General features: G+C 53.1%; 19 protein-coding genes. 4 read left to right on the forward strand and 15 right to left on the reverse strand.

Going from position 1 to position 18,984, the window contains the following annotated elements:
- Positions 1-179: 179 nt before the first annotated feature.
- Both choX and betC read right to left on the reverse strand, forming a co-directional pair.
- Positions 180-1,127 (reverse strand): choline ABC transporter substrate-binding protein, encoded by a 948-nt coding sequence (gene choX / locus QWJ20_RS01655; protein ID WP_433991695.1) that lies wholly within the window; start codon positions 1,125-1,127, stop codon positions 180-182.
- The gene (gene betC, locus QWJ20_RS01660; protein WP_433991696.1) at positions 1,127-2,671 is read right to left on the reverse strand and encodes a choline-sulfatase; all 1,545 of its coding nucleotides are present in this window, start codon (positions 2,669-2,671) and stop codon (positions 1,127-1,129) included. The genes choX and betC overlap by 1 nt, the downstream gene beginning before the upstream one ends.
- Before the next feature lie 106 nt (positions 2,672-2,777).
- Between betC and QWJ20_RS01665 the strand changes: the two genes are divergently transcribed.
- The 3 genes from QWJ20_RS01665 (at position 2,778) to QWJ20_RS01675 (ending at position 5,503) form a co-directional block, all read left to right on the forward strand.
- Complete coding sequence (locus QWJ20_RS01665; protein WP_433991697.1) at positions 2,778-3,701, forward strand: LysR substrate-binding domain-containing protein; 924 nt, start codon at positions 2,778-2,780, stop codon at positions 3,699-3,701.
- 110 nt (positions 3,702-3,811) lie between these two features.
- The gene (locus QWJ20_RS01670) at positions 3,812-4,663 is read left to right on the forward strand and encodes an ATP-binding cassette domain-containing protein (RefSeq protein ID WP_433991698.1); all 852 of its coding nucleotides are present in this window, start codon (positions 3,812-3,814) and stop codon (positions 4,661-4,663) included.
- Positions 4,664-4,672: 9 nt separating this feature from the next.
- Positions 4,673-5,503 carry an ABC transporter permease gene (locus QWJ20_RS01675; RefSeq protein WP_095699256.1) on the forward strand — a complete coding sequence of 277 codons (831 nt, stop codon included), beginning with the start codon at positions 4,673-4,675 and terminating at the stop codon, positions 5,501-5,503.
- 148 nt (positions 5,504-5,651) lie between these two features.
- Here the strand turns inward: QWJ20_RS01675 and tmaR are convergent, their stop codons facing one another.
- From tmaR to QWJ20_RS01700, 5 genes are all read right to left on the reverse strand, one after another.
- On the reverse strand, positions 5,652-5,969 hold the full coding sequence (gene tmaR / locus QWJ20_RS01680) for a PTS system regulator TmaR (protein WP_005967626.1): 318 nt from the start codon (positions 5,967-5,969) through the stop codon (positions 5,652-5,654).
- Between the two features lie 132 nt (positions 5,970-6,101).
- On the reverse strand, positions 6,102-6,860 hold the full coding sequence (locus tag QWJ20_RS01685; protein ID WP_010277081.1) for an iron ABC transporter ATP-binding protein: 759 nt from the start codon (positions 6,858-6,860) through the stop codon (positions 6,102-6,104).
- Positions 6,857-7,864, reverse strand: a complete 1,008-nt coding sequence (locus QWJ20_RS01690) for an iron chelate uptake ABC transporter family permease subunit (RefSeq protein ID WP_433991699.1) — start codon at positions 7,862-7,864, stop codon at positions 6,857-6,859. The genes QWJ20_RS01685 and QWJ20_RS01690 overlap by 4 nt, the downstream gene beginning before the upstream one ends.
- Positions 7,851-8,813 carry an ABC transporter permease gene (locus QWJ20_RS01695; RefSeq protein WP_010277087.1) on the reverse strand — a complete coding sequence of 321 codons (963 nt, stop codon included), beginning with the start codon at positions 8,811-8,813 and terminating at the stop codon, positions 7,851-7,853. The genes QWJ20_RS01690 and QWJ20_RS01695 overlap by 14 nt, the downstream gene beginning before the upstream one ends.
- Before the next feature lie 21 nt (positions 8,814-8,834).
- Positions 8,835-9,779: a siderophore ABC transporter substrate-binding protein gene (locus tag QWJ20_RS01700; protein WP_433992368.1), complete on the reverse strand. Its 945-nt coding sequence runs from the start codon at positions 9,777-9,779 to the stop codon at positions 8,835-8,837.
- 303 nt (positions 9,780-10,082) lie between these two features.
- On the opposite strand from QWJ20_RS01700, the gene sbcB reads away from it, so the two are divergent.
- Entirely contained in the window at positions 10,083-11,510 is a 1,428-nt protein-coding gene (gene sbcB / locus QWJ20_RS01705; protein ID WP_433991700.1) for an exodeoxyribonuclease I, read from the forward strand.
- Positions 11,511-11,581: 71 nt separating this feature from the next.
- Here the strand turns inward: sbcB and QWJ20_RS01710 are convergent, their stop codons facing one another.
- The 8 genes from QWJ20_RS01710 to citD form a co-directional block, all read right to left on the reverse strand.
- On the reverse strand, positions 11,582-12,952 hold the full coding sequence (locus tag QWJ20_RS01710) for an APC family permease (protein ID WP_095699252.1): 1,371 nt from the start codon (positions 12,950-12,952) through the stop codon (positions 11,582-11,584).
- A complete protein-coding gene (locus QWJ20_RS01715; protein WP_095699251.1) occupies positions 12,942-13,148 on the reverse strand; it encodes a hypothetical protein in 207 nt (68 codons plus the stop codon). The genes QWJ20_RS01710 and QWJ20_RS01715 overlap by 11 nt, the downstream gene beginning before the upstream one ends.
- A gap of 409 nt (positions 13,149-13,557) precedes the next feature.
- Complete coding sequence (locus QWJ20_RS01720; RefSeq protein ID WP_127156813.1) at positions 13,558-14,313, reverse strand: flagellar brake protein; 756 nt, start codon at positions 14,311-14,313, stop codon at positions 13,558-13,560.
- Between the two features lie 468 nt (positions 14,314-14,781).
- Entirely contained in the window at positions 14,782-15,687 is a 906-nt protein-coding gene (gene citG / locus QWJ20_RS01725) for a triphosphoribosyl-dephospho-CoA synthase CitG (RefSeq protein WP_433991701.1), read from the reverse strand.
- Entirely contained in the window at positions 15,665-16,192 is a 528-nt protein-coding gene (citX, locus tag QWJ20_RS01730; protein WP_433991702.1) for a citrate lyase holo-[acyl-carrier protein] synthase, read from the reverse strand. The genes citG and citX overlap by 23 nt, the downstream gene beginning before the upstream one ends.
- A gap of 26 nt (positions 16,193-16,218) precedes the next feature.
- On the reverse strand, positions 16,219-17,748 hold the full coding sequence (citF, locus tag QWJ20_RS01735) for a citrate lyase subunit alpha (protein ID WP_226308870.1): 1,530 nt from the start codon (positions 17,746-17,748) through the stop codon (positions 16,219-16,221).
- 53 nt (positions 17,749-17,801) lie between these two features.
- Positions 17,802-18,677 (reverse strand): citrate (pro-3S)-lyase subunit beta, encoded by an 876-nt coding sequence (gene citE, locus QWJ20_RS01740; protein ID WP_103940548.1) that lies wholly within the window; start codon positions 18,675-18,677, stop codon positions 17,802-17,804.
- Positions 18,677-18,967 carry a citrate lyase acyl carrier protein gene (gene citD / locus QWJ20_RS01745; protein WP_323634921.1) on the reverse strand — a complete coding sequence of 97 codons (291 nt, stop codon included), beginning with the start codon at positions 18,965-18,967 and terminating at the stop codon, positions 18,677-18,679. Before citD ends, citE begins: the two co-directional genes overlap by 1 nt.
- Positions 18,968-18,984: the final 17 nt, after the last annotated feature.

Genomic DNA, 18,984 nt, shown 5'->3' on the forward strand with positions numbered 1-18,984 from the left:
CATGTTGCAGCAACTCAAACTGATGCAACAGAACGAAAACGTCGGGTAGGGAAACGCTTCGCAAGAAAACAGCTAAATGTCAGTAAATGACATCCAAGCTGTGAACCTGATTCCACTTTCAGCTTCCTGCGTTTCCCTCAAATAGTGCGATGACAACAATCTGGCTGCGGCGTACCACATTAAATCCCGAGCGCTTTTTTCACGACAGCTTCGGCAGGCTGGCCTTCGCGGTTGGTTACGCCGTTAAGCCAGCTTGAAAGCCGTTCTGGGTGCTTCGCCAGTTCTGCGCGCGCCGCTTCTTCGGCAGTTTGTTTATCATCCAGAATGCGGGTAATGATGGCATTCTCCAGCGCGACATCAAACGTTAACTGACTGAAAAAACGATTAATATTCGGACACTGCGTGGCGAAATCCTTACGCGTCACCGTATTCACCGTAGCGCTACCGTAGTTAGGGCCGAAATAGGCATCCCCACCACTTAAATACTTAAGTTTGAAGCGCGTATTCATCGCGTGCGGTTCCCAACCGAGGAAAACGACCCACTGATTGCGGCTCGTCGCACGGGTCACCTGCGCGAGCATCCCGCTCTCGCTGGACTCCACGAGGTTCCAGCCTTGCAGCCCAAGATCCTGTTTATCCAGCATCTTTTTAATATTTTGGTTAGCTGGCGCACCCGGTGCGATACCGTATATTTTGTGGTCGAACTTATCGGCGTATTTTTGTAAATCGGCAAAGTCTTTTACACCTGCCTCTGCAACATATTCCGGCACCGCCAGTGTGAATTTAGCGGCCGGGAGATTCGCCCCGAGCACCTTGATTGAACCATCCGCAATATATTTGCTGATAACCGGTTCCTGCGCGGGCATCCAGTTACCGAGAAACACATCAACCTGCCCGGTTTTCAGCCCCTGAAAAGCCAGCGCCACGGAAAGATTCTGCACCTTTTGCTGATAGCCCAGCGCCTTGAGCACCACGCCAGACACGGCGTTGGTTGCCGCGATGTCCGTCCAGCCGGGATCGGATTGCGTAACCACCGCACAGCGTGGGTCTTCCGCGGCGAAACTGGTCACAGGCAGTAGCGCAGCACTGGCCAACAGCATGAATACCGACAATGATTTCTGCTTCATTATTCTTCCCCGATTGGTTTTTTTAACGGCTGTGGGTAGCGAGCAAAGGCTTCCTGCTCATCCAGTGTTTGATGGTTGCGAATATAGCGTTGCGAGGCTGCCTGATGAGGCTGGAAATCCCATTTAGGAATCGCGTCACGGCCTGCTATACGGGTTAAAAACAGTCTCTTTTGCTGGCTCGCCAGCACCTGTTGGTTCAGGTCGTCCAACTGCCAGCGCGCGGCCACTTCTTTAAAAAAATCCTGAACAACGCCCTGATATTCGCTGTCTGCCGCAAGATTGCGCTTTTCATCCGGGTCCTCTTGCAGGTTGAACAGCTGGGGTGCTTCACTCAGGGAGTGAATGTATTTCCACGGCCCACGCCGTATCATCACCATTGGGCCTATTGCCCCCTCAGCCAGATACTCGCTGTATACGCCATCTGGGCCAACGTCTCCACGCAGATGCGGTACTAAGCTGCGTCCATCCAGCGGCGCAATCGCCTGCGCTGAGCGATCCTCACCGCTAGCCAGTTCGCAGAGGGTGGGCAGCAAATCGACCAGCGAAACGTTCTCTGTGACACGACGCGGCGCGAAACGTTTCGGGTTATGCACAATAAACGGAATGCGAACCGCATTTTCGAAGAACGTCATCTTGTACCACAGACCGCGTTCGCCCAGCATTTCACCGTGATCGGCGACCACAAAAACGAGGGTATCGTCTGCAAGCCCAGTTTCTTCTAGCGTGCGCACAATCTCACCAAAACAGTCATCCACATAGGCCATCGCACCGTAATAGGCATGGCGGGCTCGGCGAATGTCATCTTCGCTAAGCAGCCCCTCCTCCAGTTGATACATTGCCCGCAGGCGGGCGGAATGGGGATCGTCCTCAACGTCGCCAGCCTGTGTTTTCGGCAAATCGATATCCTCGGCGTTGAATCGGTCGAGATAGCGGCGGGGAATGGCGAACGGATCGTGTGGATGCGTCAACGACAGCAGCAACAGGAACGGCTGATCCTCGGGGCGACGGGCGGCGTCATACAACCGTTGGCGCGCCAAGAACAGGGCTTCATCATCAAAATCAAGCTGGTTGGTTCGCACGCATTCGCCCGCCTCCAGCACTGAACTCATATTGTGATACCAGTCCAGATGCCGCTCGGGATGACGCCAGTCAGGCGTCCAGCCAAAATCCGCAGGATAGATATCCGTCGTCAGCCGCTCATCGAAGCCATGTAGTTGGTCGGGGCCACAAAAATGCATCTTGCCGGAAAGCCAGGTGCGGTAACCCTGTTCGCGTAGATAGTGGCAGAACGTCGGCGAATCGGCGTGAAACTCGGCGGCGTTATCGAATACGGCATTCCGTGAGATGAGCTGGCCCGTCATCAATGATGCCCGCGACGGCGCGCACAGCGGACTGTTGCAATACGCGGATTCAAATACCACGCCTTCACGCGCCAGCCTGTCAATATTCGGGGTCAGACTGACATTATTTCCATACGTTCGTAATGCCGAGGCTGTTAATTGATCGGCCATGAGAATAACGATATTCGGTTTATTTATAAGCATAATTAACCAGAAATTAAAATTGATTAAATGAATCGTGATATTTTTATCGCACGCCCTTTTCATTCTGTGAAGGGGGTATTTTATTATCATGGGATAAGGTCAGATTATGGCAAGTAAATTACAGTTACCGCCGTTACAAGTATTAGTGGTGTTTGAGGCGGCGGCGCGCCATGGCAATTTTACCGCAGCGGGAAATGAGCTTAGCCTTTCTCAACCAGCCGTGAGTCAGCGCATTCAACTGCTTGAAAATCTGCTGAATACACCGTTATTTGAACGTCGTCACCGTGGTGTAGAACTCACCGAATCAGGTAATGGGCTTTATCAAATTGTTCGCTCTTGTCTTAACGATATCAGCGAACAACTGGAACGCACGCGCTACCAGCGGAGCACATTGCGAATCGATACCGATATGGGGTTCGCTAGTTACTGGCTGCTGCCACGTCTGAACGACATTCAGGCGCTGATTCCCGGTGTAGAGGTACAAATTTCCACCTCGCCCAACGACTACAACTTTCGCGACAACAATGCGCATCTGGCCATCTATTTTGGCAACGGAAACTGGCCGGGTACGCAGGCGCAGCGCCTGTTTCCCGAAGACGTCGTTCCCGTTTGTAATCAAAATCTTATCGATGAAATCGGAGCCAATGCCTCGCCTGACAAACTACTGGAATATCCGCTAATAAAACTGCCAGAAACGCATCCGCAGCGCTGGTTAACGTGGGAAGACTGGTTCCGACAGCATCAGGTTGTCAGCCAGCAGCATACGGCATCACGTACGTTTAACGCTTACTCTCTGGTGATTCAGGCCGCGATTGAAGGTCAAGGCATTGCCCTCGGCTGGCGCCCCTTAATTGACTCGTTTCTCGCCAGCAAACAACTTTTCCGCTGCGGGCCAGAAATGCGAACCGAGCGGGGATATTACTTAATCTCTGCCAGTGGAAAGCCGTCATCAGCTCAGCAGGAAAAAGTAAAAGCGTGGTTATTAGATGAGGCGTGGAATTTCCACCTCAAAAAAAGTGCATTGCAATAATATCGCTAAACTAATGCGGAATAGTTCTATTCTCTGCAATGAAATCTTTAACTTGGCCTGGTTATTTTAGGTTAGCGTATAATGATTCTCAGAAAATAGGTGATATGGCCATGTCAGAGCCAATTATCGAATTGCGTGCAATCAATAAAAATTATTCCAGAAAAGAAAAAGGCAGTCTTTTTTTTCGCGCTAAACAGCAAACGTCGGTTAATGCCTTGAATAATATTAATCTGCAAATTTATCCGGGCGAAATTTTTGTCATCGTTGGCCTTTCAGGTTCAGGAAAATCAACGCTTTTACGCACGCTGAATTTTCTGATTCCCCCCACTGGCGGTTCGGTGTTATTTGACGGTCAGGAACTGGCATCACTCTCATCCGCGCAAATGATCGCCCTGCGTCGTCAAAAAATGGGCATGGTCTTCCAGTCTTTCGCGCTTTTCGATGAGCGCACGGTATTGGATAACGTGGCATTCGGTCTGGAAGTCGCCGGAGTGAGTCGTGCAGCACGTCATCAGAAAGCACAGGACATGCTGGAACAGGTCGGGCTCGGTCAGGTCGCAAACCACTATCCCCACCAGCTTTCCGGTGGGATGCAACAGCGTGTCGGGCTTGCCAGAGCGCTGGTGGTGAACCCGTCAGTGCTGCTAATGGATGAGGCGTTTTCCGCGCTGGATCCCATCATTCGTCGGGAAATGCAGTCGCTATTGCTGACATTACAGGCGCAGCAGCAGCGCACCATCGTGTTTGTCACTCACGATATGGAAGAAGCGCTACGGTTGGGAACACGCATTGCCATCATGGAACAGGGCAATCTGGTGCAGGTCGGTCAGGCGGAAACCCTCATCAATACCCCAGCGACACCCTACGTGCGCCATTTTTTCTCCGGCGTGGACACCTCACGCTGGCAACTCGCGGAAAATTATGCGGAAAGCTACGCCGATACCTCGGCAACGCGCCGATAAGGTCAATGTATGCGTTATCCACTCGATTTTAGCCGCCAGATTGACAGCGCGATCCACACACTCTTGTCGCAAAGCGGGGGCTTTTTTGACGCGTTGGCGGCGAGTATTGATGCCTTCGCGGGGGGCATGGAGACGCTCACGGGATGGTTAACACCCTGGGGGCTGGTGATCCTGTCCGTGGGTATCGGGTTCTGGCGTATCGGAAAAGGGTTCGCCCTGTTCGCATTGCTTGCCACGCTCTACATCATCTATAGCGGGTACAGCGAACACGCATCGATCACTCTCGCGCTGACGCTCTCTTCCACGTTTTTCAGCCTGCTGTTCGGTATTCCTCTGGGCATCTGGAGCGCACGCCGCGCGGTAGTGGGCAGCATAGTGCGTACGCTGTTAGATTTTATGCAGACCATGCCCGCCTTTGTTTATCTGATTCCCGCGACGATCTTGTTTGGTCTGGGTCGGCCGCCCGGTATTTTCGCCACCATTTTATTCTCCATGCCGCCAGTCGTACGTCTGACCGATTTAGGGATCCGTCAGGTAAATGCTGCCCGCATTGAAGCGGGTGTCGCCTTTGGCTGTACGCCGTGGCAACTGCTGTGGAAAGTACAGTTACCCGCCGCTCAACCATCGATCATGGCAGGGGTGAACCAGACCATTATGATGGCGATGTCGATGGTGATCATTGCCTCCATGGTCGGTGCGGGCGGGCTTGGCAATGACATTCTCAGTAGCATTCAGCAGCTTGATATCGGCTTGGGTTTACAAAGTGGAATGGTGGTGGTGCTAATGGCAATTTTGCTCGATCGGCTTTCCGCCAGTTTTGTTCGCCACAGGGAGCGCTAACGTGCCGCTTTAGTCAGGATTAACAAGCTTTGTTAAAAACCTGACGCGCTGCAAAAGAAAAAGGACCGCAGAAGCGATCCTTTTACAGCAGAGCCGTTTACAGTAGCTATTTACCGTAGCTGTTTACCATAAGAAATGGCGCATCAGGTTACTTAACTTCGCCCATCGCTTTCAGCTTTTTAGACAGTTCACGGCGCTCTTTCGACAGATCGGCGTTTTTGATGATGTAGTCATCGACGCGGTCTTCATAATCACCGCGCATGTTGGCGATGATATTCTGTACGTCCTCAATGGACATGCCAGGTTTAAGATATTCGCTCAGGTTGTCCAGCAGCAGAACGCGCTTCTGGTTATCACGAATTTTCTTCTCGTTGTCGACGATTTCACGCTGAAGTTTGTTTTTACGACGAAACATGCGCACGAATTCCAGCACATCCTGGAAACACGGCTTAGTGTCCTTATCCATCTTTTACCCTTACCTTAAGTCATACATAAATTCTTTATGCATTCACCATACAGGTTATACCCAGCGTCTTTCAAGCAGTGCTTACGCCCTTTGCGCTAACACCTCGCTGAGCGGATAATCTGTCATCAACCATCAACGATAATATACCGCGATACGCTGGTTATGAACCTGCTCGATGGCCACTTCCGTATCGAAAATATCTTCTAACACCTCGGACACCATGATGTCTTCCGGTTTTCCCGTGTAGATAATCTGCCCTTTGCGCATTGCAATAATGTAATCCGAATAGGCGGAAGCGAAGTTGATATCGTGGATAACCAGCACGATGGTTTTACCTAGCTCATCGGCCGCACGGCGAATCTGTTTCATCATCGCCACCGCATGTTTCATATCCAGATTATTCAGCGGCTCATCCAGCAGTACATATTCCGTGTCCTGACACAGCACCATCGCGACATAGGCTCGTTGACGCTGGCCGCCGGAAAGCTCATCTAAAAAGCGATCTTTCAATTCGGTCAGGTTGAGGAATGCCAGCGCAGCGCTGATGCGTTCACGATCGTCAGCATTCAGCCGCCCTTTGGTATAAGGGTAGCGGCCGAAACCCACCAGCTCCGCTACCGTTAAGCGGCTGGTAAACTGGTTTTCCTGACGCAGCACGGACAAACACGTCGCCAGCTTATCGCTTGGCGTGGTCATCACGTCCATGCCGTTGACCTTTACCTGTCCGCGATCAGCGTCCAGCAGGCGACTGATGATGGACAATAATGTCGACTTCCCTGCACCGTTCGGGCCGATAATCGACGTGACACCACCACGAGGCACCGTCGCGGTGACATTATCTAATACCTTAACGTTATTATACGCTTTGGTTACATTGCCGATCTCAATCACACGGAAACCTTTTTCAGTAGCAACACAATAAACAGCGATCCACCCACAAATTCGATCACGACCGACAGCGCCCCAGACATATCCAGCAGATGCTCAAGCACCAGCTGTCCACCAACCAGTGAAATCACACCTAGCAGGAAAGCGGCGGGCAGCAACAGGCGATGCTGGCTGGAACCAATCACTAAATAGGCAAGGTTCGCGACCATAAAGCCCAAAAAGGTGAGCGGACCGACCAGCGCCGTTGAAATGGCAACCAGCACGGAAACCAGCAGCAGAATGATCGTGACGCTGCGTTTGTAGTCGATACCCAGGTTAATCGCGTTATTACGCCCCAGCGCCAGTACATCAAACCGAAAGCGCATACGCCAGATCACCACGGCGACCACCAGCGTAATCACAACCGACAGCGCTACCAGTTCAGGCACTGTACGGGTGAAGGTGGCAAACATCCGCCCCTGTAAGATGGCAAACTCGCCGGGCGTCAGCAGACGCTGCATTAAGCCCGCCATGCTGCGAAACAGCGTGCCGCAGATAATTCCGACCAGTAAAACCAGATGCAGGTTATTGCGGCTGCCGGTAAACAGCCAGCGATACAGCAGCGCGGAGAAGAGAATGAGCAGCAGCGTCTCAAGAACGAATTTGCCTTCAACGCCCAGACCCGGAATGCCGCTAACCCCGAAAACAAATACTAACGAGGTCTGAATCAGGATAAACAGGGCTTCAAACCCCATAATCGACGGCGTCAGCACCCGGTTATTCGTCACCGTTTGGAACAGCACGGTCGACGCACTGGCGGCAAACGCTACCAGCAGCATCGTCGTTAGCATCAGCCCGCGGTGCGTCAAAATGTAGCGCAGGTTGCTGCCTAGATTGATGGTCATAAACAGCACGATCACCACAGCAGCCGCAACAGCCAGCCACATCAACCGCTGCGTCGGCGATAACCCCGCACGTTTTTCGCTGACGGCTCCGGTCAGCACCGTATTACGTTCATTGACTGACATGGCGTTTCTGGCTTAGCAATAAGAGAAGGAAAACGGCAGCGCCAATGACGCCAAGAATCACGCTCACCGGAATCTCGAAAGGATAGCGAATCACGCGGCTGATGATATCGCAGCACAGCACCAGACCGCCGCCGAGCAGGCACACCCACGGGATCGTTTTGCGCACATTGTCGCCCATCATCATGCTGATCAGGTTCGGCACGATCAGTCCGATAAACGGCAAGCTGCCGACCACCACGACCACCACACCGCTGACGATGGCGATAATGCTCAGCCCCATCATCATCACCTGCCGATAGTTAAGGCCGACATTAACGGAGAACTCGCGGCCCATGCCCGCAACCGTGAAGCGGTCAGCGATCCAGCAGGCCACCAGCGTTAACGCGCCAACCAACCAGAGCAGCTCGTAACGCCCCTGCAAGACACCGGAGAAATCGCCGGATTCCCAACTGCCAAGCGCCTGTAGCAGATCAAAATACATCGCGCCAAACGTGGTAATTGAACTGATCACCGCACCCAGCATAATGCCGACCAGCGGCACTACTAGCGCGGATTTCAGCACAATCCGCTGGAGCAGCATCATGAACAGGAAAGTACCCGCTAAAGCGAACAGGCTCGCCACCACCATCTTGGTGAAAATCGTCGCACCGGGCACGGCGATCATCACCACCAGCAAACCTAAGCTAGCCGACTGTGTGGTCCCCGCCAGAGACGGTTCAACAAAACGGTTTTGCGTCAGCAACTGCATGATGAGACCAGCCACACTCATGGCGCTGCCCGCCAGCAGCAAAGCTAGCGTGCGAGGAACGCGGCTGATAAAGAAAATATCGCGCATTTCCGGGTCGTTCCACACAGCCTGCATATTCAGTTGCCCTGCCCCAACAAACAGGCTGACAACGATCATACAGGCCAGAAAGACAAGACCCAGCGAATAGTAAAAAGACTTCATTGATTCTGCCGTAACCTGCCGTTATTGCTTATCTAACGCGTCACTGACGGTAGTCACGAGGTTTTTATAGCTTTGCAGCCCCCCAGCGATATACAGCGATGCAGAATCCAGATAGATCACGCGATTATTTTTCCAGGCGTTGGTTTTGTGAATCAGCGGGTTATCCAGCACCTGTTGGGCCGATTCCCCACCTGGGCGACCAATCGCACTGTCACGATCGAGGATGAACAGCCACTCCGGGTTCACGCTCAGTAAGAATTCAGAGGTCACCACGTTGCCATGTCGGCCGGAATCAGGGAACTCGGTCGCGGGTTTAAAGCCCAGCTCATCAAACACGAAGCCAAAGCGCGATTTAGGACCGTAGGCAGACATTTTGCCGCCGCTGACCATCAGGACCAGCGCATTGCCTGCATTTTCGGTTTTAGCGCGCGTTTGGGCGATCTGCTGTTTGAAATCATCAATCTGTTTCTTCGCTTCATCTTCTTTACCGAAGATTGTGCCCAGTTGCTCGATGCGTTGGATAAAGCTCGTCATAAACTGGTGCTCATCCACGTCCATCGAGATCGTCGGTGCGATGCCGCTCAACTTGTCGTAGGCGTCGCGCGTACGTCCACCGGCAATAATCAGATCGGGCTTCGCGCTGCTGAGCGTTTCATAGGCAGGTTCAAACAGCGTCCCGGCGTTCAGGTAAGTATCGCTGTTGTACTTTGATAAAAACGCAGGCAACGGCGTACTGCTTTTCGGTACACCGGCAATCCCGTCGACCTTCAACGCGTCCAGCGTATCCAATGAGGCAGGATCAAACACAATCACTTTTTTCGGCGGCTGTGGAACCTGAGTGGTGCCCTGCGCATGCTCAATGCTGACCGTGTGACTTCCTTCTGAAGACGATGCCTGCTGATCGCAGCCGGCCAGAACAAACATAGATGCCAATAACGTCGCCTTCACTGCAAACGTTGCATTCAATCGCACCGCATTTAACCGCATAAGTGTGTTCTCCATTTCGCTGTTTGTTGCCGAATGCTACCCCGCAGAGTGATCTACGGGGCAATAAAGAATTTAATTATCATTCGCATTAGAACGAAAATTGTAACCGAATGGACACAGTCATGCCTAGCGATTCTATCTACCCTCCTATTGATGTAAGTCAGGGAAGTGATGCAAATCAGGAAAGCGCCACAGAAAAGTGGATTCAATGGTATCCTTGCCGTTTTCCAGATTGTTTTGCCTGATTTCAGGCTCAGCGCGCACACGTAGCTAACTGCATATATGGCCGAGAAAACACAACCCACTTTTTTCATTCATGACTACGAGACGTTCGGTAAACATCCTGCGCGCGATCGCCCCGCGCAGTTTGCCGGTGTCCGTACCGATATGGATTTCAATATTATCGGTGAGCCGCTCGTCATTTATTGTCGTCCGGCGGATGATTACCTGCCGGAACCGGAAGCGGTGATGATCACCGGAATTACGCCACAGGTCGCGCTGGCAAAAGGCGTCAATGAAGCGGAGTTCGCTCGTCAGATCCATGAAGCGTTCAGCGTGCCCGGCACCTGCATTATGGGCTACAACAACATTCGCTTTGATGATGAAGTCAGCCGCAATATTTTCTATCGTAACTTCTACGATCCTTACGCCTACAGCTGGCAAAACGGCAATTCACGCTGGGATTTGCTGGACGCACTACGCGCCTGCTATGCCCTGCGGCCGGAAGGTATCGTGTGGCCGGAAAACGATGACGGCTTGCCCAGTTTCCGCCTTGAGCATCTGACGAAAGCCAATGGTATTTCGCACGAGCAGGCGCATGATGCGATGTCCGACGTTTATGCCACCATCGCTATGGCGAAGCTGTTCAAGCAGGCCCAGCCTAAACTGTTTGAATATCTGTTCCCGCTGCGTAACAAAAACAAAATTTCCGCGCTGATTGATATCCCGCAAATGAAGCCGCTCGTTCACGTGTCTGGTATGTTTGGCGCGGCAAGGAGTAACACCAGTTGGATTGTACCGCTCGCCTGGCACCCGGATAACCGTAATGCGGTCATCATGTGCGATCTGGCTGGCGATATGACACCGCTGCTGGAGCTGGACAGCGCAGCATTGCGTGAGCGGTTATACACCCGCCGCGATGCGTTAGAAGCGGATCAGAGCGCCGTTCCACTCAAGCTGGTGCACATCAATAAATGTCCGGTCTTAGCACCGGCCAATACCTTACGGAAGGAAGATGCAGAAAGGTTGGGTATCGATCGTCAACGCTGTCTGGACAATTTGGCGCTGCTGCGCAACAACGCAAGCGTCAGAGAAAAAGTAGTGGAGCTGTTTGCTGAAGCCCCCGCGTTCGCCGCATCTGATGATGTCGATTTACGGCTTTATGATGGCTTCTTTGGCGATGCTGACCGCATGGCGATGAAGATTATTCAGGAAACTGCCCCGCAGAACCTCCCCGCGCTGGATCTCACGTTTGCCGATAATCGTCTGGAACCGCTGCTCTTCCGCTATCGCGCCCGCAATTTCCCCGGCACGCTGGACGACCGCGAACAACAGCGTTGGTTACAGCATCGGCGTGCAGTATTTACGCTGGAGCGCTTGCAGTCCTATCTGTCAGAACTCAGCAACCTTTATCAACTGCATGAAGACGATAAAGAGAAAATGGCACAGCTAAAAGCGCTGTACGCCTATGCGCAGGAGCTGGTGGGCTAAGATAGCCGCAGCCATAAAAAAAGCGGAGCACATGGGCTCCGCTTTTTCTTTCATGCAAGTCGTCGGTTTATTTAAACCGGTTCTTCGCTACATTGCGGTACTGGCTGACGGAAACTGCGTGTCACAAATGCCAGATAGAGCAATCCAATCGTTGCCCACACCAGACCCAGCGTCATCGAGCTGGCTTCCAGATTCACCCACAGTGCACCTACCGTCAACGCGCCCAGCACTGGCATCACGAGGAAGTTAATGGTGTCTTTCACGGTGCGGTTACGGCGCTCACGAATATAGAACTGTGAAATGACCGACAGGTTCACGAACGTAAACGCCACCAGCGCACCGAAGTTGATCAGCGCAGTGGCCGTCACCAGATCGAACGACACCGCAGACAGTGCAATCACGCCAACCAGCAAGACGTTCAAAGACGGTGTACGCCATTTCGGGTGGATATAGCCGAAGAAGCGCTCTGGGAATACGCCATCACGCCCCATGACATACATCAGGCGAGACACGCCAGCATGTGCCGCCATACCGGATGCCAGTACAGTGACGCAGGAGAACACCAGAATAACGGACTGGAAGAATTTACCCGCAACGTACAGCATGATTTCCGGCTGAGATGCATCCGGCTCTTTAAAGCGCGAGATATCTGGGAAATACAGTTGCAGGAAGTACGCCACGGCAACAAAGATCACGCCGCCGATCAGCGCCGTCAGGAAGATGGCTTTTGGAATCACCCGACCTGCATCCTGCGTTTCTTCCGACAGCGAACTGATACCGTCAAAACCCAGGAACGAGAAGCAGAGAATGGTTGCACCGGTAATCATCGGCACCACGTGGGCGTTCTCAGACCAGAACGGACGCGTACTGGTCAGCGTACCCGCACCTTCGCCCAGATAAACACCGTGAATTACCAGACCGAGGAATACCGCCATGATCGCAACCTGCACCACCACGATAATGGAGTTCAGGTTAGCAACCAGACTGATGCCACGCAGGTTAAACAGCGTCATCAAGCCGACCAGCGCCGCGACAAAAATCCATGACGGTACGCCGGGGAAGATCGCTTCCAGATAGATTTTCGCCAGCAGGATGTTGATCATCGGCATGAACAGATAGTCCAGCAGTGACGACCAGCCGACCATAAACCCGACGTGCGGGCTGATCGCTTTTTGCGCGTAAGTATAAGCAGAACCCGCAGATGGGAAACGTTTTACCAATTTGCCATAGCTCAGCGCCGTGAACAGAATGGCGACCAGCGCAAACGCATAGGCCGTCGCCACATGGCCGTCGGTCAGGCCAGACACGATACCGAAGGTATCAAAAATGGTCATCGGCTGCATGTACGCCAGCCCCATCATAACGACAGGCCACAGCGTGAGCGTTCTTTTTAACTGAGCACGTTTTGCGCCAGCATTAGGCAGCTGAGAATCAAGCGACATGGCGCACACCTCCGTTCATCACGGCAGGCGCATACGCACCGGAAACAAATGAATGGATACAGGACTCGCCTGAATCACGATGAGAAGAGGTGGCTGTAACAGCACCAGAGATAACTTGCGACTGCGTCGCGCCATAACCAATACCTTTGCAGCACAAACCGGCGGGCACCGGTGCGAAACGTGTTAATTGCCCCATCTTTCCTTTCCTCACTGTGCTCACAGGCACACACAAATTATCTATCCGGATCGTTGTCCGGCCTCTTTGGTTGAAGACCCTATACCCAGCAAACCTGAGTCACAGAGAAAGGCAAAAAACCACACCAATACCCCTGTAACCTGAAGTATGACGAGCATAAATGTAAAAAAATAACCGACGCTATTAGACGTCGGTTATTTGCAAGGCGCGTATTCTGCACCACTCGATCTCATCTGACAAGGCTCTGAGAACGTTGGAAACCATTTATTTATCCCCACCCTTCTTCGTACTGCCTATACGTTGGCTTTTCGCATGAATTATGGGTAATAAGTAGGATAAATAAGCGAATACTCGTTATAAAAACGTTGCTGTTATGTGTAAAGCCCAAACAAAAAGCTGTGCTTAAAAATTACAACTCCTGGAACCGCTTTTTCTTTTCGTTTTGTAATCTTTCCAACTCAAAAATCACCTGCTGAAGATCGCGTTCCTGCGCCGCGTTCAGTGAAGGGAATTTGAAACTCAAACGCTGCGTCAGTTTCAATTCACCTTTGTTGTCGACGATCTTCACCATTGCCTGACCGACGAACTGCAAATCAACGCAGAAGAAACCGTGGTCAGCCAGGTCCATCTCGACGCTCTTAATGATGTCACCGTCAGTCAGCAGCCCCGTGGTATCCCGGTCGGTATACAGGCTCAATCCACCCAGAGAGAGATCTTTGATGGTGAACAGGAAAACACTCTCATCCGGCAGTTCGCCACGGCACGTCAACGGCGGCCACAGCGGCGTGTTGATGCGGAAATAGGTTCTACGTTGGATAAGATAAAGCAGTTCAGGAATCTGCGCGCTAAAGGCTGGCAGCCCGTCGTAAGTGACCGTTTTCGCAATTTCAGCATTAAATTCAACTTTTGCACCGGCAGGCTCAGCAACAAAAGACAGCGCTCCCGCATACAGTGCGCGGTTGTTTTCACGCTCAATGCCGCCTAAATCGAAGACAAACAGGTTGTTATCGGGTACGACATCAAGAATTTTACTGATGAACTGTCCATGAGGATGATGAACCATCAGAGACGTATCATTTTTCTTTAACTCGCGCAGTGTTGCACAGATGGCCAGTTTGTTGCGCTTAACAAACTGCTCTTTCAAATTTTCATTCACCGCTTTCATCCCCACCATTGTTTACACAGAATATGTGTCAATGGCTTATATTGATGCACGCCTCTTCGTTATCTTTCAAGTCCCATGTGTGCCAACACGATGTACTGCACTGGCTGCATATTGAAAACGATTACTCGGAGTACCTGAAACAGCATGAAACCTACCTTAAATACCTCGAGTGACAGGACAAAACGCTATCGTTTTGAACAACGTAAACGTTGGCCCTTAGGGCGAGGCACACTTATGCGCCTCGTCACGTGACAAGCGAAGAACAAACTCGTGGAAAGGAATTTGAGCAGCCAGCACGTACGTAACTTGAAGTATGACGGGTAGAAGTTGGTGAAAACGATATCGGCAATTTTCTCAATAACTTTAGTGGAACAAGAGGAAAAGTGTTAAGGCGCGGTCAAATAATAAAATGCACCGCGACCACCATCGCAAGGCCTGCCCGCGCCTTTTATCGCACTCGTTCGCTTGCTACTCGGCAGGATAGTGATACAGCAGCCAGGTTAACGCCAGTAGATCGGCGCTGCCGCCTGGGCTAAGGTTTCTGGCAATCAGCGCGTCGTCCATCTCTCTCAGCGCCTGACGATCCAGCGGACCCGCCAGCAATCTCTGTGCGTAATCTTGCACAAACACCAGTCCGTCCATTCCGCCGCGTGAAACGACATTGGTGTCAGGATTGTGAGCCATCAACACCAGTAGCGTCCGTAACAGCGCGGTTTCGTCATCCGCTCCGGCAGCAATCGCCTGCTGCAAGGCAGGCAACGCATACTGGCATACGGTACTAAAACCGCTGGCGGCTTCTCCCCTCGCCCCCGTCAGGCCATGGCGCTGATAGAGATGTTCGCCCGCCGTCGCCGCACCAGAACACGTCTCCAGCTCACCCCGCACCAAATCGTGACACATTGCGGCGACGCTATCGCACAGGCTGCGCTGCGTGACACGCTCTCCTCGTCCCGCCAGCCAACCGGCTGCGGTACACAGCAGGCCAAACGCGAAAATCCCACCTTTATGGGTATTCACGCCTTTCGTCGCCGACAGCATCGCCTGTTCGCAGGCGATGCCGATAGGCCGAACCTGAGACAGCAGCTGCGCTAGCGGTGTGTTAGCGTGCTGATAACCCGCATCGGTAAAATGCCGGAACCAGGGCGAAATCGCCTGAATGCTGGTCTGAAACAGCGCGACATCCATATCGTGGTGAGATCCGTTATTGGCGCGATCCACCAGTCCGGGCTTCGGCGTCAGCATCACTTCCATCGTCAGCGCATTCGCCACCCGCTGGTCGATATCCGGTAACGCGTCGCGCTCCCGATAATCGCCGACTGCGGAACGGGATACCGCAGTCGACAGTACACCGTCAGGCTGGCGTAAAGTAGGCATTAACCTTTTCCTCAATGTGCTTAAGTAGTTCAGGCAGCGAATGCCGACGCGAACGGCTACAGGCGTGTGCCATCTGGTCACACAATAGGCACGTTCGCCCGCTGTGCGCCAGCATCGATCGGCCAATCGATCCGTCTTCCGGGCTGAAAATGTCGAAATCCCATAGCCGCCCCAGTTCATGGCTATCTTCCAGCGCAATAGTCGCGGCTTTCACCGACAGCGCATCTTTAGTGATCGCCCACAGCCCTTCTGCCCCGGTTGCCAGCCAGCATGTCTGCTGCTCCAGCACCGTCCAACCTCTGGTCTGACATAGAAACGTGAATGCCTTGATCGCTTCGGCCATCACCTGCCGATAGCCTTCGCTATCTTTTACCGGCCCCGGCGTGACCAGCGTCAGCGACACCAGCGTCGCACCGTAGCGGGCAAGCCATTCTTGTTGGCGAACTGCGCGGCGTTCCTTCGCCGCGAGTAAGGTTTCCAGTGAGATGGAAACAGTCTTTGTCATCGTCGATTCCCTCATGCGTTTACCGCTTATTCGTCGGCTTCTTTCACCTGACGAACGACGTCAATCACGCTGCCATCGCGATAGCGAATCACACCGACGATGCGATCGTGAAACTCGATCGCGCGTGGTTCACCCACCAGCGCAATCGCACGCTGATACAGCGCTTCAATCGTCATCACCGTCAGCCCCGCCTGTTTCAGGCGTTCAGCAACCTCAGGTCGCGCCGGGTTGACGGCAATGCCGTGATCGGTCACCAGTACGTCAATGCTTTCTCCAGGCGTAACGCGCGTCGTCACCTGACGCACCACAGTCGGGATGCGGCTACGAATCAGCGGCGCAACGACGATGGTCAGGTTTGCTGCCGTTGCGACGTCACAGTGTCCGCCGGACGCACCGCGCATCACGCCGTCTGAACCGGTGATCACGTTGACATTAAAGTCGGTGTCAATTTCCAGTGCGCTGAGAATCACCATATCCAGCTGATCGCAGCAGGCCGCTTTAGAGCTGGGATTGGCGTAAACGTTAGTGGAAATCTCGACGTGATTCGGGTTCTTCGCCAGCGATGCGGCCGCATTGGCATCGAAACACTGGGTGTCGATCAGCTTTTCGATCAGCCCTTTTTCGTGCAGATCGACGATACCGCCCGTGATACCGCCGAGAGCGAAGCGTGCCACGATGTTCTGCTGACGCATTTTATCTTCGAGGAAACGCGTACAGGCCGTCGAAGCCGCGCCCGAACCGGTCTGGATCGAGAAACCATTTTTGAAATAACCGGCATGCTCAATCACGTCTGCCGCGGAACGGGCAATCAGCAGCTCACGCGGGTTGCTGGTGACGCGCGCCGCGCCGACGCTGATTTTGGCTGGATCGCCAACTTCATCGACCTGAACGATGTAGTCCACCTGATCCTGCACAATGCTGGCCGGCATGTTCGGGAACGGCACCAGCGCTTCGGTCAACAGCACCACTTTACGGGCAAACTGCGCATCGACCATCGCATAGCCCAGCGAGCCGCAGCTTGATTTTCCTGCGGTGCCGTTGGCGTTGCCAAATTCATCGCTGCACGGCACTCCCAGAAAAGCGACATCGATATTCAGTTCACCGCTTTGCAGCAGATGGACGCGACCGCCGTGGGAATGAATCTGTACCGGTTCTTTCATTAATCCGTGAGAAATGGCATCGGCCAGCTTGCCGCGCATCCCCGAGGTGTAAATCCGGCTGACCACGCCTGCTTTGATGTGGTCGATCAGCGATGCGTTACAGCTCATCAGCGAGCTGGATGCCAGCGTCAGATCGCGAAACCCCATCCGTGCCAGCGTATCAATCACCCGATTAATGACTTTATCGCCTTCGCGGAAATGGTGGTGGAAAGAGATCGTCATTCCGTCTTTCAGTCCGCTATGACGAATCGCCTCTTCCAGATCGGCGCACAGTTTGCGCTCATGCTTTTGGGTGACATCATTCAGCCACGGCGTATGTTGATTAGCGTTGACGAAGGGTTGCAGGTGGCGTTTTTCCGGGTACTGCTTTTGCAGTGCTTCAATAAAATGACTCATTGTCTAATCCTGTGATTCCTGAAAGCGGCAATTGCGGTGCAATCACGCAATGGCTATTTGCGAACGCCGGAGGCCTGAGCACGTCCCAGCACGCTTCTGGCGTGGTCGATAATCGGCCCGTCGATCATTTTCCCGTTCAGGGAAATAACGCCCAGACCGGCACGTTCGCCCTCGTCAGCGGCTTTGATCACCAGGTGGGAATAGTCCACTTCATCCTGTGTCGGGGCATAAGCGTTGTGTAACAGCTCAATCTGGCGTGGGTTGATCAGGGATTTGCCGTTGAAGCCCAGTCTGCGGATCAGATCGACCTCTTTCAGGAAGCCCGCATCGTCATTAACGTTGGGATAGACCACGTCAAAAGCGTCGATACCGGCAGCGCGAGCCGCGTGCAGCACCGCGCAACGGGCATAAAACAGCTCTGTGCCGTCACCGCGTTCCGTTTGCATATCCATCACATAGTCAAACGCCGCCAGCGCAATCCCAATCATGCGCTCGGAAGAGCGTGCAATCGCGACGGCGTTAATCACGCCCACCGCCGACTCAATCGCGGCCATGATGCGCGTAGAACCAACTTCACGGCCGCAGGCTTTTTCGATACGAACCAGATGGTGTTCCAGCTCATCAACATCGTCAGTAGAGTCAGTTTTCGGCAGACGAATCACATCGGCCCCGCCGCGCACCGCCGCTTCCAGATCCAGCAGGCCAAACGGCGTACTGAGCTGGTTAATGCGTACCACGGTTTCAATATCACGATACATCGGGTGTTGGAGCGCATGGAAAACCAGCAGGCGCGCGGTATCTTTCTCGCGCAGGGAAACCGCATCTTCCAGATCGAACATAATGGAGTCAGGCTTGTAGATAAACGCATTGGACAGCATGGCGGCGTTCGCGCCCGGGAGGAATAACATACTGCGGCGAAGTTTATTCATTACAATTTCTCCCATTCAATCTGCTGTCCGTCTGCGGCGCGCAGTACCGCGCTTTGCACGCGGGCACGGATAACACAATCCAGCGCACCTTTGTCATCCACAATGATCGTCCCTTCCTGTACGCCCAGTTCTTTCAGCGTGTCATTCACGACCTGTTTGATTTGATGGCCGAACTGTTTAATCACTTCGCTGTTGATGACCACGGTGAGTTTCCCGTCAGCCGGTGCCACTTTGACCAGCAAATCGCTGGATTCAAAGGTGCCTGCAAGGGACTCCTTAACAATCTTCATAGACTTATCCTGATTAA

The organism is Pectobacterium sp. S5 (genome assembly GCF_051707265.1).
Taxonomy (GTDB): domain Bacteria; phylum Pseudomonadota; class Gammaproteobacteria; order Enterobacterales; family Enterobacteriaceae; genus Pectobacterium; species Pectobacterium polare.